The sequence below is a fragment of the Arthrobacter sp. TB 26 genome (genome assembly GCF_000427315.1).
Classification (GTDB): Bacteria; Actinomycetota; Actinomycetes; order Actinomycetales; family Micrococcaceae; genus Arthrobacter.
Genome location: NZ_AUPJ01000492.1, coordinates 1 through 13,438 on the forward strand (window position 1 = coordinate 1; position 13,438 = coordinate 13,438).

The 13,438-nt window shown below is 67.2% G+C and carries 16 protein-coding genes and 3 pseudogenes; 4 read left to right on the forward strand and 15 right to left on the reverse strand.

Annotation, left to right across the window (positions count from 1 at the left end; translation table 11 throughout):
• The first annotated feature begins 265 nt into the window (after window positions 1-265).
• From K789_RS0119225 to K789_RS0119235, 3 genes are all read left to right on the forward strand, one after another.
• Window positions 266-1,309: an NAD(P)-dependent alcohol dehydrogenase gene (locus K789_RS0119225; RefSeq protein WP_024368173.1), complete on the forward strand. Its 1,044-nt coding sequence runs from the start codon at window positions 266-268 to the stop codon at window positions 1,307-1,309.
• A 109-nt stretch (window positions 1,310-1,418) separates the two neighbouring features.
• Complete coding sequence (locus K789_RS0119230) at window positions 1,419-2,105, forward strand: HD domain-containing protein (protein ID WP_024368174.1); 687 nt, start codon at window positions 1,419-1,421, stop codon at window positions 2,103-2,105.
• A gap of 60 nt (window positions 2,106-2,165) precedes the next feature.
• Window positions 2,166-2,546 carry an STAS/SEC14 domain-containing protein gene (locus tag K789_RS0119235; RefSeq protein WP_029705379.1) on the forward strand — a complete coding sequence of 127 codons (381 nt, stop codon included), beginning with the start codon at window positions 2,166-2,168 and terminating at the stop codon, window positions 2,544-2,546.
• On the opposite strand, the gene K789_RS0119240 is transcribed toward K789_RS0119235, so the two are convergent.
• The 8 genes from K789_RS0119240 to K789_RS0119280 form a co-directional block, all read right to left on the reverse strand.
• A complete protein-coding gene (locus tag K789_RS0119240; RefSeq protein WP_024368176.1) occupies window positions 2,543-2,974 on the reverse strand; it encodes a hypothetical protein in 432 nt (143 codons plus the stop codon). The genes K789_RS0119235 and K789_RS0119240 overlap by 4 nt on opposite strands.
• A 196-nt stretch (window positions 2,975-3,170) precedes the next feature.
• Entirely contained in the window at window positions 3,171-3,596 is a 426-nt protein-coding gene (gene arr, locus K789_RS0119245; protein ID WP_024368177.1) for an NAD(+)--rifampin ADP-ribosyltransferase, read from the reverse strand.
• A gap of 250 nt (window positions 3,597-3,846) precedes the next feature.
• The gene (locus K789_RS0119255) at window positions 3,847-4,683 is read right to left on the reverse strand and encodes an alpha/beta hydrolase (protein WP_051181178.1); all 837 of its coding nucleotides are present in this window, start codon (window positions 4,681-4,683) and stop codon (window positions 3,847-3,849) included.
• A gap of 40 nt (window positions 4,684-4,723) precedes the next feature.
• Window positions 4,724-5,338, reverse strand: coding sequence for a hypothetical protein (locus K789_RS0119260; protein WP_024368179.1), 615 nt, complete (start codon window positions 5,336-5,338; stop codon window positions 4,724-4,726).
• 31 nt (window positions 5,339-5,369) lie between these two features.
• Window positions 5,370-5,855, reverse strand: coding sequence for a hypothetical protein (locus tag K789_RS0119265; protein WP_024368180.1), 486 nt, complete (start codon window positions 5,853-5,855; stop codon window positions 5,370-5,372).
• Window positions 5,852-6,553 carry a class I SAM-dependent DNA methyltransferase gene (locus K789_RS0119270; RefSeq protein WP_024368181.1) on the reverse strand — a complete coding sequence of 234 codons (702 nt, stop codon included), beginning with the start codon at window positions 6,551-6,553 and terminating at the stop codon, window positions 5,852-5,854. Before K789_RS0119270 ends, K789_RS0119265 begins: the two co-directional genes overlap by 4 nt.
• Before the next feature lie 7 nt (window positions 6,554-6,560).
• Window positions 6,561-7,592: a hypothetical protein gene (locus K789_RS0119275; protein ID WP_192815791.1), complete on the reverse strand. Its 1,032-nt coding sequence runs from the start codon at window positions 7,590-7,592 to the stop codon at window positions 6,561-6,563.
• A gap of 213 nt (window positions 7,593-7,805) precedes the next feature.
• Window positions 7,806-8,291 (reverse strand): tetratricopeptide repeat protein, encoded by a 486-nt coding sequence (locus K789_RS0119280; protein WP_029705385.1) that lies wholly within the window; start codon window positions 8,289-8,291, stop codon window positions 7,806-7,808.
• A gap of 99 nt (window positions 8,292-8,390) precedes the next feature.
• Between K789_RS0119280 and K789_RS23595 the strand changes: the two are divergent.
• A pseudogene (locus K789_RS23595) lies at window positions 8,391-8,681 on the forward strand (GNAT family N-acetyltransferase); the annotation flags it as partial.
• A 30-nt stretch (window positions 8,682-8,711) separates the two neighbouring features.
• Here the strand turns inward: K789_RS23595 and arfB are convergent.
• The 7 genes and pseudogenes from arfB to K789_RS0119325 form a co-directional block, all read right to left on the reverse strand.
• A complete protein-coding gene (gene arfB, locus K789_RS0119290) occupies window positions 8,712-9,134 on the reverse strand; it encodes an alternative ribosome rescue aminoacyl-tRNA hydrolase ArfB (RefSeq protein ID WP_024368184.1) in 423 nt (140 codons plus the stop codon).
• Between the two features lie 111 nt (window positions 9,135-9,245).
• Window positions 9,246-9,527, reverse strand: coding sequence for a hypothetical protein (locus tag K789_RS0119295; RefSeq protein WP_024368185.1), 282 nt, complete (start codon window positions 9,525-9,527; stop codon window positions 9,246-9,248).
• A 158-nt stretch (window positions 9,528-9,685) separates the two neighbouring features.
• Window positions 9,686-9,982 (reverse strand): annotated as a pseudogene (locus tag K789_RS0119300) (MFS transporter); the annotation flags it as partial.
• Window positions 9,983-10,529: 547 nt separating this feature from the next.
• Window positions 10,530-10,652 (reverse strand): annotated as a pseudogene (locus K789_RS25250) (formyltetrahydrofolate deformylase); the annotation flags it as partial.
• A 103-nt stretch (window positions 10,653-10,755) separates the two neighbouring features.
• Window positions 10,756-11,514, reverse strand: a complete 759-nt coding sequence (locus tag K789_RS0119315) for a maleylpyruvate isomerase family mycothiol-dependent enzyme (RefSeq protein WP_024368187.1) — start codon at window positions 11,512-11,514, stop codon at window positions 10,756-10,758.
• The gene (locus tag K789_RS0119320; RefSeq protein ID WP_024368188.1) at window positions 11,514-12,347 is read right to left on the reverse strand and encodes a fumarylacetoacetate hydrolase family protein; all 834 of its coding nucleotides are present in this window, start codon (window positions 12,345-12,347) and stop codon (window positions 11,514-11,516) included. Before K789_RS0119320 ends, K789_RS0119315 begins: the two co-directional genes overlap by 1 nt.
• Window positions 12,344-13,438 (reverse strand): cupin domain-containing protein (locus K789_RS0119325; RefSeq protein ID WP_024368189.1); only part of this gene is annotated, 1,095 nt, incomplete at its 5' end. The genes K789_RS0119325 and K789_RS0119320, both read right to left, overlap by 4 nt.

The following is a 13,438-nucleotide window of genomic DNA, read 5'->3' on the forward strand; positions in this document are numbered from 1 at the left end:
CCCGCCTGTTCCGGGGTAATTTTCGCCCGCCGGGTGGCAAGGAAATCCCTGGTCTCGCTCTGATTGTCCATACCTTCAACGTTAGAGGGTGCGGCGCCGCAAAGGGGGCCCTGCCAGTACCCCTACCAGCAGTGCCTCCCTCACCGGCAGCCGAATGGTGTTTGATGGATAGTGCCCCCGATGACGTCCGGGCCGAAAGGCCGCACCTGACCGGTGCCGAACGCCGGGCCCAGCTCCCCCTGAACCCCCCACAAGCAGGAGACCCATGCTTACCGTTAACGCTTATGCCGCCACCTCCGCGACGGAACCCCTCGTCCCCACCACCATCGAACGCCGCGACGTCGGCGCGCACGACGTCCTGATAGACATCAAGTTCGCCGGCATCTGCCACTCGGACATCCACACCGTCCGCGGCGACTGGGGACCGCAGTCCTACCCGCTGGCACCGGGCCACGAAATCGCCGGCATCGTCACCGAAGTCGGCTCCGCTGTCACCAAACACAAGGTGGGCGACCGCGTCGGCGTCGGCTGCATGGTGAACTCCTGCCGCGAGTGCGTCAACTGCCAGGCCGGCGAGGAGCAGTACTGCCTCAAGGGCAACACGGGCACCTACGGCGCCGTCGACCGCGACGGCACCATCACCCAGGGCGGCTACTCCACCCACGTCGTCGTGACCGAAGACTTCGTCGTCACCATCCCCGAGGGCATCGAGCTCGACGTCGCCGCACCCCTGCTGTGCGCCGGCATCACCACCTATTCGCCGCTGCGCCACTGGAACGCCGGCCCCGGCAAGAAGGTCGCCGTCGTCGGACTCGGCGGCCTGGGCCACATGGCCGTCAAGATCGCCCACGCCATGGGCGCCGAGGTCACCGTCCTCTCGCAGTCGCTGAAGAAGCAGGAAGACGGCCTGCGCCTCGGCGCGGACCACTACTTCGCCACGAGCGACGAGAACACCTTCGCCGACCTCGCCGGCAGCTTCGACCTGATCATCAACACGGTCAGCGCCTCGATCGACATCAGCTCCTACCTGCAGCTGCTGACCCTCGACGGCGCCCTGGTGAACGTCGGCGCCCCGGCCGAACCGCTGCCCGTGAACGCTTTCGCCCTGATCGCCGGACGCCGCTCCTTCGCCGGTTCCATGATCGGCGGCATCCGCCAGACGCAGGAAATGCTCGCCTTCTGCGCCGAGCACCACCTCGGCGCCGAGATCGAGGTCATCCCGGCCGACAAGATCAACGAGGCCTACGAGCGCGTGCTGGCATCGGATGTGCGGTACCGCTTCGTGATTGACACCTCCACGCTGGTGTAGCTCCAAACAGGAATGGGCCCGGCCGGAGCGCACCGGCCGGGCCCTTCTTGTTCCGCTGGGCGGAAGGTGGTCCTTGCCCGCGGGCCCGTTGGGCGGGCACGCTGGCGGGATGACCAAACTGCAGCCCGACGCCAACCTTTCCGGCCTGGATATCGGCGGAGGGATCGAGGCGGAGCCCGACGGCGTCATCATCCTGGACCCGGACCTCGCCGCCATCTGGGACCGGGCGGCGCCGTACCTGAAAGTCCGCGACAACGACGCCCACACGCTCTACGCCTTCGGGCTGGCCGTGGCCCTGCTCGAGGCGCACCCCGAGGCGGATGCCGCCGTCGTCCTCCCTGCGATCATGCTGCACGACATCGGCTGGTCGCAGGTGCCGCCCGCGGAGGTCCTGCAGGCGATCGCGCCCGGCGGCGGCCGGCCGGATCTGGTGCTGCTGCACGAGAAGGAAGGCGCCCGGCTCGCCGCCGGGATCCTCGCCGACGCAGGGTACGACGCCGGGAAAGTCCCGGCCATCCTGGCCATCATCGACGGCCACGATTCCCGCCGGGAAGCCATCTCGGTCGAGGACGCGATCGTCAAGGACGCGGACAAGACCTGGCGGCTCAGCCCGCACGGCATCGACACCGTGATGGACTGGTTCGGCCTGGACCGCGGCCAGGCGCTGCGGCTGTGCAGCCAGAGGGTCCACGGGCACCTGTTCACGGCGGAGGCCCAGGCCATGGCGCGGGCGCTCTCCGCACTGGAGTCGGTGACCCTGTGGGCGCAGCGGCGGGCGCTGCCGGGCGCAGGATAGGACGCACCGGGACCAAACTGCAGAGCGTCGTCGTCCCAGCTCAGGCCTAGAATGGGCACAATGACGCCTGTACGAACTCTCGCCGCGGAAGGGAAGAATTCCTTGAGCGTGCGCGCGGGGATCATTGAATCCGTCTGGCGCCCCGGGTCGTTTGTTGACGTCGCCGACGCCAAGGACGCCATGCTGGCCGTGGAACGGATCAGCGGCGGAATTCCGATGCCGTTGCTCTCTGAAATGACCGACGTGGAAATCAGCGCCGCGGCCCGGTGCGAGTTCGCGCAAACGTCCGGTGTGCTGGCCATCGCGGTCCTCGGATCCAGTGCAGTGGACCGCGTCATCGCCGCCGCCATGAGCCGGCACACCCTGTACCCGCATGCGTTCTTCACCTCCAGGAACGCAGCGATGACCTGGCTGGCTGAGGTGCTCCAGGGCCGGGTCTAAGGTACTTCCGACTGGGAAGCCGTCGCTTGCCCCGACAGGTCGATTCCGTGCTCTTCGGCGAACTTCATGATGTTGGGCATCATCACCGCACTTTGCTGCTTCGCTTCCGCAGTTGGCGTGAAGGCCACAAACTCGCATCCGGCGAACACGATCGGCGTGTGCCCGGGCTCGATCATGAACGCGTCACCGGCCTCGAAGATCTCCTCGACCCCGTCGCCTCTCCGGACACCGAACCTCCCTTTGAGCACGTAGCCCAGATGGTTTGCCTGGCACTGATCATTCGGCGCACCTTTGAAGAACGGCGCCTGATCCATGTCGATGAAATTGCTTTCCAGGCTGACGGTCCAGTCACCGATCTCCTGTTCGTAAGTGTCCACATAGCCCGGGAACCCTTGGTGAGACGCGGTGGCCTTCGATACCTTCGACATCTTTTTCTCCTAGCACGCGGTGATTCGTGCCGAGTCCGGTGTGCCTCGGCCGTCCGTCACTGCCGATGCTAGGCATCGCTGTCCCGCGCTCCCAGAGGCCAAGGTCCCATCAGGATGACAGGCACCGGTGGCCGCGGTCGACTGCGCCGTCGTCTTTCGGCTCCAGCAAGAGTCGCAACTGCCGTTGCGCGGGAGTTCAGTTGATCGCCTCGATGCCACGCCGCTTGAGTTCTTCAAGGTGGTTCCGCATGTTCTGAAGCACCTCGGGGGAGTGCGGCTGCCAATCAAAGACCTCGTCAAGTACTCGCAGCGGTGCCCGGGTGCGGTAGGACCTCGTTGGGTTGCCCGGGAATTTCTTGTCCGTCAGATTGGGGTCATCCTCAAAGGGGCCGGTGGGTTCCACCCGGTAGATTCTGCCGAACCCCTCTCCCAGCCCGAGTTCCGCTCCCCAGGTAGCCGCATCAAGGGTTGCGGTCAGGTAGATGTAATTCGCCCTCTGTTGCTCCCCGAAATTCGAGCTATAGCCGGGTTCCAGCAAATCCCCCGGCTTCAGGTCAGCCTTCGTGCCGTGGAAGAAAGGCCCGGGATCAATGGCCTCGGACGACACCGTTGGTTTCTCCATGCACACCCTCCTCGACGTTGGGCCCCGACTTTAGCGCCGACTTCATTTCGGTTCAAGGTGCGGTCCGGGTCAGGGCCTGCGCAGGAATTCCCGCACAGCACGCGCTTCTTATGGGCCCCGACGGCGGGTTCATCACCGGCAGCGACTTCCTCATGGACGGCGGCGTCACGGCGTCCTACTTCTACGGCGCACTCGCCCCGCAGTGAACATGCCAGGGCCAGCGTCAGGTTTTTGGCTCGGCCGTCCAAGTCTAGGCCAGGTTCCGGCCCAGGAACGAGAGGACGTCCGGGAGGATGGAGCGCCAGTAGTTGCTGTCGTGGCCACCGTCCTGGAATCCTCCAGAATGTTCCCCTGGCAGGTCCTTCACGTAGTCCTTCACGCTGAACAGCAGGTTGTCGGACGTTCCACAGTCAATTCTCTTCGGCAGTGTCTCCAGCTCCGCCCGCAGGGCAAAGATGTCGTTGGCGGCAAAGTCCGCGGAGCTGTCAAAGTTGTCGGACCGGCCGGCGTCGTACAGGCTCCAGACGGCGGGGCTCATGGCGGCCACGGCGCGGAGACCGGGCAGACGATGCTGGGACGCGAGGAGCAGGGCGCCGAAACCGCCCATCGACAGGCCGAAGACTGCCACCCTGCCGGCGTCGAGCCCCTGGCCGGCCAGCAAGGGGAGGAATTCCTCCACCACCATGGACGGCGTGTCTGTGCCTGACGCGCGGCGGTGCCACCAGGTTTCGCCTCCGTCCACAGCCGCGATCGCGAAGGGCGTTCCGCCGTGGGCCATGTGCTGTGCCAGCACCTGTTCAGCGCCCAGGTCGTCGAACACCATGCGGTGGTCCGAGTTTGTGCCGTGCAGGAAGAGGGCCACGGGCAGGGAGCCGGAGGTGCCGCCGTCTGGGGTTCCCGGAACGGCGAGGGACCAGCCGGTGGGTTCCTGCAGGCGGAACCGTGACGTGAAGCTGCCGGTGTGCATGGCTACGGGTGGGGTGGGGCTGGAGGTGGCCCCGCCGGCGCATCCCGCGATCGACGCCGCTGCCACGGCGCCGGCTCCGAGCCCCAGCAGGCTCCGTCGGGATATTCCGGGCGATCCCATAGCCCCGATCATAGGCCCGGGCCCGCGGGCAATCCGCAAGTCACCAGAATTTCTGCACTCCGGAGGCGGCGTCGCGTAGCCGGGAACCATCCAGGAAAATGGAGCACTCCGCCAGGCCGAAGTCTTTCCACCCTGCGACGAGCTGGAGTTTGCCCGCCGGTGGCAGCGGCCAGAGCCAGAGTGCGCCGGAGCCGGAGAACTCGTCGTCGCCGCCGCTCCCACCTCCGTTTCTCATCAGGAGGACCGGCGGGGCAGGCTCCTCGGTGCCCTCGAAGTGGCCGTGCGGGTACGCGCCGGTGCTGGACTTTGAACCGTCCGGGAAAGCCACGCCGAACAGGAGCATCGACGCCGCGCCGGAGCCCCTGCGGGGGCCGGGTCCGGGCCGGAAAAACACGTCGTTGAGATCCGCCCACTCCTCATCGGTCTGGTCGCCCCGACGGATGGTCCAGGACACGTCGAACGAACAACCCGTTGAAAAGACGTCGGCGCTCTTGACGGCCATCACCATCGTCGGGCTCCGGTGCAGGAACTGACCGATGTTGACGACGGCCGGAAGCTCGTACAGCGGGGCGCCGGCCCAGACCGGCGGGACGTACCTCACTGCCCGCCCGCGCGGGGGAGTGGGCGGCATCGGGAAGTCCTGGAAGAAGGTCATGGCTGGTCCTTTCGTCGGTGGGCGCCTGCGGTCACTGGCGCGGGAGCCGGAGGGTGATGGGCGGTGCTGTCATGGGACCGCCGCATTCTTCCGAGCCGCCCACCCTGGTCCACTCCAGCCGGGATTGCTGCTGGGCGAGCAGGGCGCCGTCTTGGGCGAGCACACGGGTTGTCACTTCGCCGGGCAGCGGCCCCTGGACGGTGAAAACCCAGGAATTGGCTGCCGTCTGGGCGACGACGAAGGGCGCCACCGACGGTGAAGGGCCGGCCGGTGAGCTGGGAACCGCTGATTTCGGTGATGCGGGCTGGGGCGAGGCCACCTCAGGGACGGAGCAGCCGGTCGTGGTGCACAGTTCAACGTGGTCGACGGCGGTGATGTCGCCTTCGAGCCGCAAGGTGACGGTGCTGACCCACCCGACCGCAGGGCAAACGATGTCGGCCCTGGCGCAAGCGGCCAGCTGCAGGCCGGCAACCATCAGCACGACCGCAGAGCGGAAGATCCCCCACTTCGACCTCATGGCGCCAGTCTAGACACGTTCCCGGCTGACTGGGCGGACTTCTCTGGGCGGGCGGACGGTCTCGCAACCAGGATGGCTGCCTGCGGATCTCTTTCCGTGGCTCTCGGTGCGCGAACGAGTTGTGCACGCACCGTAAAACCCTGTTCCGCGAACCGGTCGGCCACCTCGTCGGGGGAGTGCAGCTCGATCCGGAGCCCGACGTCGTGTCCGTAGGCCCGGTCAGTGGTCCGGTGGCCGCGGCCTGCGTGGAACGCCATGAGCGCCAGGCCGCCCGGACGGAGCACCCTCCTGAACTCGCGTGCGATCACCGGCAGGGTTGCCCCGGGCGAGTGGATGATCGAATACCAGGCAACGATGCCGTCGACAGCGGCGTCGGCTGCCGGTAGCTCGGTCAGCTCTCCCACGTGGAACGCGAGCCCGGGATGAGTTTGCCGGGCGACGCGGACCATCTGCGGCGACAGGTCCACCCCCGTGACAGTCAGCCCCGCGTCGCTCAGATAGCGGCTCATTCGTCCTGGACCGCATCCGACGTCGATCACCGCGCGGTTGTTGGTGGCGCGTATGTGACGGGCGAACTCGTCGATCATCGCCATGTCCAGGGGTGCCTCAAAGCCTGTATCGGGCAGCGCCGTCGAATAGGTCTCGGCGACCGCGTCATAGGCGGATCTGAGGTCGGTCAGGTGCTCTGGGTTCGACATTGTTCCCTCAGTGCCCGTGATCGGCCCGGCCCGGCTCGCTTGGCTTCCGGGGCGGGAACCTGGCGAATGCCCCGACCAGCGCGATCGCCAGCGCCAGCAGTATCGTCGGCCCGGCTCCTCCGGCAGAACCAAGCGCAGCCGCGAAGACCCGTTTGCCCATCGCCGCCATCTCCTGCAGGTCTCCTCCCAGCACCCGCGTGCCCAGGACACTCTGTACCGCCGTGAACATCGCGGGGACCACCCAGAGCAGTCCCAGGTCCACGACCCACACCAGTGCTCGGACCCTGGGGTGCAGCCCGCACCACGCCAGCGCCCCTCCTACAAGCACCGCCGGTAACCAGGGCCACAGCATCGTCAGCAGCAAGGGGACGTTGCCGACGCCGGCCGCGTAAGCCACCTCGGCCGCCACCCAAGAGACAAACGGCACCGCCACCAGACCCACACCCAGGGTGGCCAGTGCCCGGGATTTTGCCGCGAGGAGCAGCAGCACCACGAGCCCGGCGACGACGGCGGCAACCACCCCGCCCTGCAGACCGGCCAGGTACAGGCTGGACATCGGTCCGGGTGCCAGGCCCTCGCCGACCACGGTAAACGCCTGAATCGCGGCCGTGACCTGCACCAGAATCACACCGCCGGCTGCACACCACATGGCCAGGCGCCGCCGCGCGGGGGACCAGAGGCGGACCGCCAGTCCGGCAGCCGCCCCGCCCGTGGTCATGAGGGCCACCAGTGTGGTGGCTTCGTACTGGCTCAGCGGCAGGAGTGCCAGCGGCATCTGTGCGGGCAGAACTTGTGTGCCCCACAAGTTCTGGAGTGGCAGCCGTGCCCCGGTGAGCAGCCACGGGGCCAGGCCCAGCAGTCCCGCCAACAGCCCGATCAGGAACGAAACAGCTACGACTTTGCCGGCCCCGGGCCCGGGCGCGTCCGACCGCCGCGACGCATGTTTCACTGCTGAGCTGAGCGGACTCTCGCTGTTGCGGGCCATGGGATTTACGTCCCCGGGTGGTTGGGAACGCACCGGGCCGTTGGGGTGACTCACGGGAACTCCTTCAGAAGCAACGGATTAGCGCGGTTGCCGGGTGTGGCGGGCGCGTGGGGCAACTGTGCTGCCCGGTGCCCGGTGCCCGGTTTCGGTGCACGGCAAGGGCTTGCGCGGCAAAGCGCCCTGCCAGCAGAAAAGGGGCTAAAGATAAGATGCTACACCGAGTGGATTAATTGAGTCATTCTCTTGCCCAGGTTGCCGCCCAAATGCCTAGCTGTCCGTCAAAAGTCTCGCGCAGTTCGCCATCGAGCGCTGATACCGGGGCAGATGGGGAATGAGGGCTTCGAGCGCGACCCGGAGCGCCTCGTCGTGCCGGCCGGCGTCCCGCAGGGCCAGGGCCCGCACGCCGCTGGCTGCCCCGCCCAAGGCATGCGGATCGGCGTGCGCGAGGATCGCCAAGGCTTCGTCAGTGTGTCCGAGTGCCCGCTGGGAGCTGGCCATCTGCACGCAGGTGCGTGTCTTCCTGATGGGATCGAGTCCGGCCATGAGCCCGGCTTCGTAAAAGGAGACGGCATCGGCAGTCCGCCCGGTTGAATCGCGGATACAGGCGCGCTCGAAATCTGCGCGGCCGTCGGTTGCGGGTGAGGCGGCGGCAAGCTCGTCAAGTTCGTCGATGATTTCGTCGCTGTCGCTCGGTGATGCCTCGAAGGCCTTCCAGAAAGCGGAGATTCGGCGCTCCCACTCGTCAATGGTCATTTGCCGATCCTACGTGCGCCCAAGTGCCTACGGTCTTCCACGGCCGAGGCGGAAGTGTCTTCCTTGCCGCATACGACCAGCAGCTGCCGGGCGGCCTGCGACGACGGGATGGAACTGTGGGTTGCCGAACACCAGAGTATGATCGTCAGCGCCGGCCGCCCCGAGCCCGTTCCGAGCACGGACTTCGCGGGCATCTGGGGCGGGGCCACACCCGAAGAATGGCGCGGCCGGGGTGTCTACCGCGCCGTCACCGCAGCCCGGGCACGGGCCGCACTGGCCCGGGGCAAAACACTCATCCACAGCGATTCAACCCACTATTCACGACCGATCCTGGAACGCTACGGCCTGCTCCGGGTGTCAACGACGACGCCGTACCGCTGGCGGCGCTGAAGTCCGGCGAAGATTGCCGACTGGATGTCGCTACTCGGCGGAAGGCCGCTGTCGTTGCCGTTTCGTCGCCGAACGCTGTTCCTTTGCGGCGAGGCGCCGACGGTTTGAGCCCCGGGTGGGCTTGGTCGCCCGGCGGGGAGCAGCTTCGGGGGCAAGTCCTTCCGCCACAAGGTCGGCGAGCTTGGCCAGGGCGGCCTCGCGGTTGCGCAGCTGCGAACGCCGCTCGGAGGCGGTCACGGTGATCACCCCGGCGACAAGACGCCGTCCCAGGCGCGCGAGCAGCAGCAGCCGCTGGTCATCCGACAGCGCCGCCGAGTCGGCGACGTTCCACGAGAGTTCGGCGCGGCTGTCCGAGGTGTTGACGTGCTGACCGCCTGGCCCGGACGAACGCGAGAACCGCCAGCGGAGTTCCGACGCGGGAATCGTGAGCGCGGGCGACACCTCCAGATCCATGCAACCAGCGTTGCACGATATGGGCGCGATCAAGAACCCCCAATCGCGCACCGGCTCAGTCGCCGGGTATTTGGCCCCCCGAGACTGAAGCGGCCGCGCAGTCCGGGTCTGCTATTCGTTCTCTCCCGGCGGGCTTTCCTCGCTGAGTTCGTCCAGAACCTCAGCTGCGTCCCGGCTGCCGGCGTCGGCGAGACGACGGAGCTCGTCCAGGTCGCCCTTCTCTGAGGCGAGCTCCACGAGCTGGTCCGCCGCGTCCCGGCTGCCGGCATCGGCGATTCGACGCAGTTCTTCAAAATCTCCCCGCTCCCCGGCACGTTCAATCAGTTCCGCAACGGCGTCGAGGTCACCGCGGGAGGCTTGTTCCCGCAAGGCTGAGAGTTCAGAATCTGACATTTGGGGGATCCTTCCCTGGGTTGGCGATGCCGGATGCTTCATTATGCGCCGGATTCCGGGCCGCGCCGCCAACGGCGTCGCCCTGAATCCGGAGGCGATGATGCAGCGTACCGCCCAAAGCGAAGTGCCCGGGAACCCCGGTTCCCGGCGAAGGACTTCTAGGGCGTCAGGTCCTTGCCCTTGGTCTCCGGAATGGTGAAGACGAACAGCGCGCTGACCAGCAGGAGCGTCACGGCATACACGTTGAACACGTTGGCGAGTCCGATGGTGCCGAGCCAGGTCTGCAGGTACGGGGCGGTCCCGCCGAACACGGCCACGCAGATGGAACACGGGACGCCGACGCCGATTGTCCGGATGCTGGTGGGGAACAGTTCCGCGTAGACGGCCGGAACGATCGCGGCGCTGGCGGCAATGAAGATCAGCATGACGGACATGCCGACGGCGAGCTCCCAGGCCGGCTGCTGAGCTGGCGCCGACGGCCTAAGGGCTACTAGCTGTTCTTCCTCCAGCGCTTCGGCCACTTCACGTTCAACAGCAACAGTCCCAGCAGGAGCGAGTCGACGGTCATGACGGCGGCCATAAAGTAGGCCCAGCCGATCATCACGAGGTGCTCACCGCCAGCCGGCAGCGGGAATCTAGGGGGTGCATCAGAATGCCCATGACAATCTCCTGACCTGGAATCCCCCCAGCCACTCGATAGTGGTCCCAGTGTGCCACGCCGGTGCCCGTCGCCGGAAGGGAATGCGCCGAACAGGTTCCGCTGCTCCGCCTTCCTGCCCAGTTGTTTCCGCAGAACACACCCCGACACCGGCGTGTCCTGCGGAAAACGCCGGGTTTCGGCGTTGCGACGGCCGACAACTGGGCTGGAGCGCGTGAGGACCCCCCGTATCGTGCTCAGCCTGGCGCTTTAGGGCTCAGCAGCTCCGCGAGCATCGCACTCAGCCGTCGTCCCAGCGGATACGGCTCCTCATGGATTGAAGGTACCCGTTGCCGGTTGCGTGGCTAGCGCAGCACGACGGTCCGGTTGCCTTGCAGGAAGACGCGTCCCTCGCGGTGCCAGCGGACGGCGTTGGAGAGTGCCTTGCGTTCCGTGTCCCGCCCGGCTGCCACGAGGTCCTCTGAACCGCACCCCGAAAGTTGGACTTGAAATTCAGAGTCTAGTTTTCGGAGGTGCAGTTCAGCCGAGGGGGCTCTTCTGGTCTGCTGTTGGACTAGGCCGGTGAAAAGCTCAGATCCACTTCGGTGCGGCCGGCACCGAACCGTTCCTGGCTTCAGTTCCTGGCCCGGTGGCGGTGACGCCGCCGTGGCCGCGTCCTGCGGCCCATTCGACGACGGCCGCGAGCGGTCCGGAGACCACCGTGGGGGACGCCGACGTCGTGTCCCCGAACGTGAGATTCCGGTCCGTCACCGTGACCACGAGGCCCGCGTCGGTGCCGCGGGTGTGCCAGGCGCCGGTGATGTCTTTGAGGAGCCGTTCCAGGACGGGGACGGGGATGTCCCGGAAGGCGGCGCCGTTGTCGAGGTCGACGGCGTGCATCCAGACTTCACGGGTGCGCATCCAGACCGTTTCCGTGGCGGGGACTTCGCGGCCCTGGATGGTGCGGACTTTGTGGTGCCAGGCGTCCTCGGGCAGGTCTCGCCATTCGACGTTCAGGTGCACGGCGGAGTGGTCGAAGAGGTGCCGCAGCGCGATCGGGCTCAGGGTTGCCCCGAAGTTGATCTCGTGGTCGCGGACGTCGGTGGAGGCGTACATCGGGGTTTCCACCCCGGTGGCCGCCCACTCGATGAGCCGGGCAATCGCCCGGGCGTTGTAGCCGATGTGCGCCGTGATGTGGCGGCGGGTCCAGCCCGGCAGCAGCGTATCGCCGTCGAGCTCCGCGTCACTGAGCTCGTTGAGCTTGCGGGCGAAAAACGCCGTGCCCCGGCGCGCCTGCAGCAGGGCCGCCAGCAGCTCCGGGTCCGTCGTCTGGTCGTGGCGGGCAACCATCAGGCTTCCTTGACCACGCGGTTCTTCAGTTCTCCGAGGCCCTCGATGGTGGTGACCAGGATCTGGCCCTCCTGCAGGTAGCGCTTCGGATCCTGCGCGTGGCCCACGCCTCCCGGGGTGCCGGTGGCGATGACGTCGCCGGGGTTCAGCGTGATGATGGTGGAGATGTAGGAGACCAGGAACTCCGGGGTGAAGACGACGTCGTTGGTGGGGGTCTGCTGCTGGATCTCGCCGTCGACCGCGGTGGTCATGAGGCCGCCGCTGAACTCGTCCCTGGTCACCAGGGCGGGGCCGAACGGGGTGGACTTCTCCCAGGTCTTGCCCTGCAGCCACTGGATGGTGCGGAACTGGTAGTCGCGCATGGACACGTCGTTGAGCACGGCGTAGCCGGCGATGTGGTCCGCGGCGTCGGCTTCGGAAATCCGGCGGCCCTTCTTGCCGATCACGACGGCGAGTTCGGATTCCCAGTCGACAGTGGACGATTCCTGCGGCAGGGCCAGGTCATCGTTCGGGCCGATCAGGGATTCCTGGTACTTGGCGAACAGGGTGGGGAACTCGGGGACTTCCCGGCCCATTTCCTTGATGTGGTTGCGGTAGTTGTGGCCCACGCAGATGATCTTGCCCGGGGAGGGGACGACGGCGGCCAGGTCCGCGCCCTCAAGCGGGTGCGTGGCGCCGGCCGCGGCCTTCGCGGTGGCTTCCCAGTCCGCGGAGCGCAGCAGCTCTCCGACGTCGGCGAAGCCGTCGATCTCGGTCAGGGTGGTCCCGTCCTGGCGGACAGCCCTGGTGACTGTTTTTCCCTCAACGGGGAGGCGGAGGGTGAGGAGTCTCATTTGTTGTTGCGTCCTTCGATGTAGGTGCGGTTGAAGTTCAGCCGTTCGAAAATGGGGGCGTCGCTGAAGCGGAAGAGGTCAAACTCGCTCTCGGCCTGCAGTGACCAGGCTGCCCAGGACGGGACGACGAACAGGTCGCCCTTCTCCAGGTTCCTGGTTTCGCCGCCCAGGACCACGGAGCCGCGGCCCTCGAAGACCTGCCAGACGCTGGAGCCGACCTCGTGGAGGGTCTCGGTCGAGGCGCCGGCGCGGAGGCGGTGGAATTCGGCCCGGATGGTCGGCATCACGTCGCCGCCGGTGGTGGGGTTGGTGAAGCGGACCGCGGCGTGGCCCTGGGACACGGTGGCCGGGTGGCCCTCGTCCTCAAGCAGCAGCTGCTCGCGCAGGGCGCGGTCGGTGTATTCCCAGCGGTAGGCCGCGATGGGGGAGCTTGTGGTGTCATCCAGGCCCGAGAGCGGGCGCAGGCCCGGGTGCGCCCAGAGCCGCTCGGAGCGGGAGATGTCCGGGGTGGCCTCGTCGGTGACACGCTCGGTGCCGAACTCGAAGAACCCGGCGTCGGCGTAGTGCACAAACGGGATGTCCAGGCCGTCGATCCAGGCCATCGGCTCATCGGTGTCGTTGTGGTGGCCGTGGAAGTTCCAGCCCGGAGTCAGCAGGAAATCCCCGCGCGACATCCGGACCGGGTCCCCGTTCACCACCGTCCAAACGCCTTCGCCCTCGACGACGAAACGGAACGCGTTCTGGGAGTGGCGGTGCTCCGGGGCGGTCTCGCGCGCACCAAGGTACTGGATGGCTGCCCACAGCGTGGGCGTGGCGTACGGCGTACCGGCCAGCCCCGGGTTGGCCAGGGCGATGGCGCGGCGTTCCCCGCCCCGGCCCACCGGGACCAGGTCCCCGGCGCGGGCGGCCAGCGGGTACAGGTCACTCCACCGCCACACGTGGGGCACCGCCTTGGGCGTCGGGACCATCGGCATCAGGTCCGCGATCTCGGTCCAGAGCGGGATCAGGTTCTCCCGGTCAAAATCCCGGTACAGCTCTTTGAGCTGGGCAGCCTCTTCGGGCGTCGGCTCCGGAGCAGTGTGCCCCGCGGC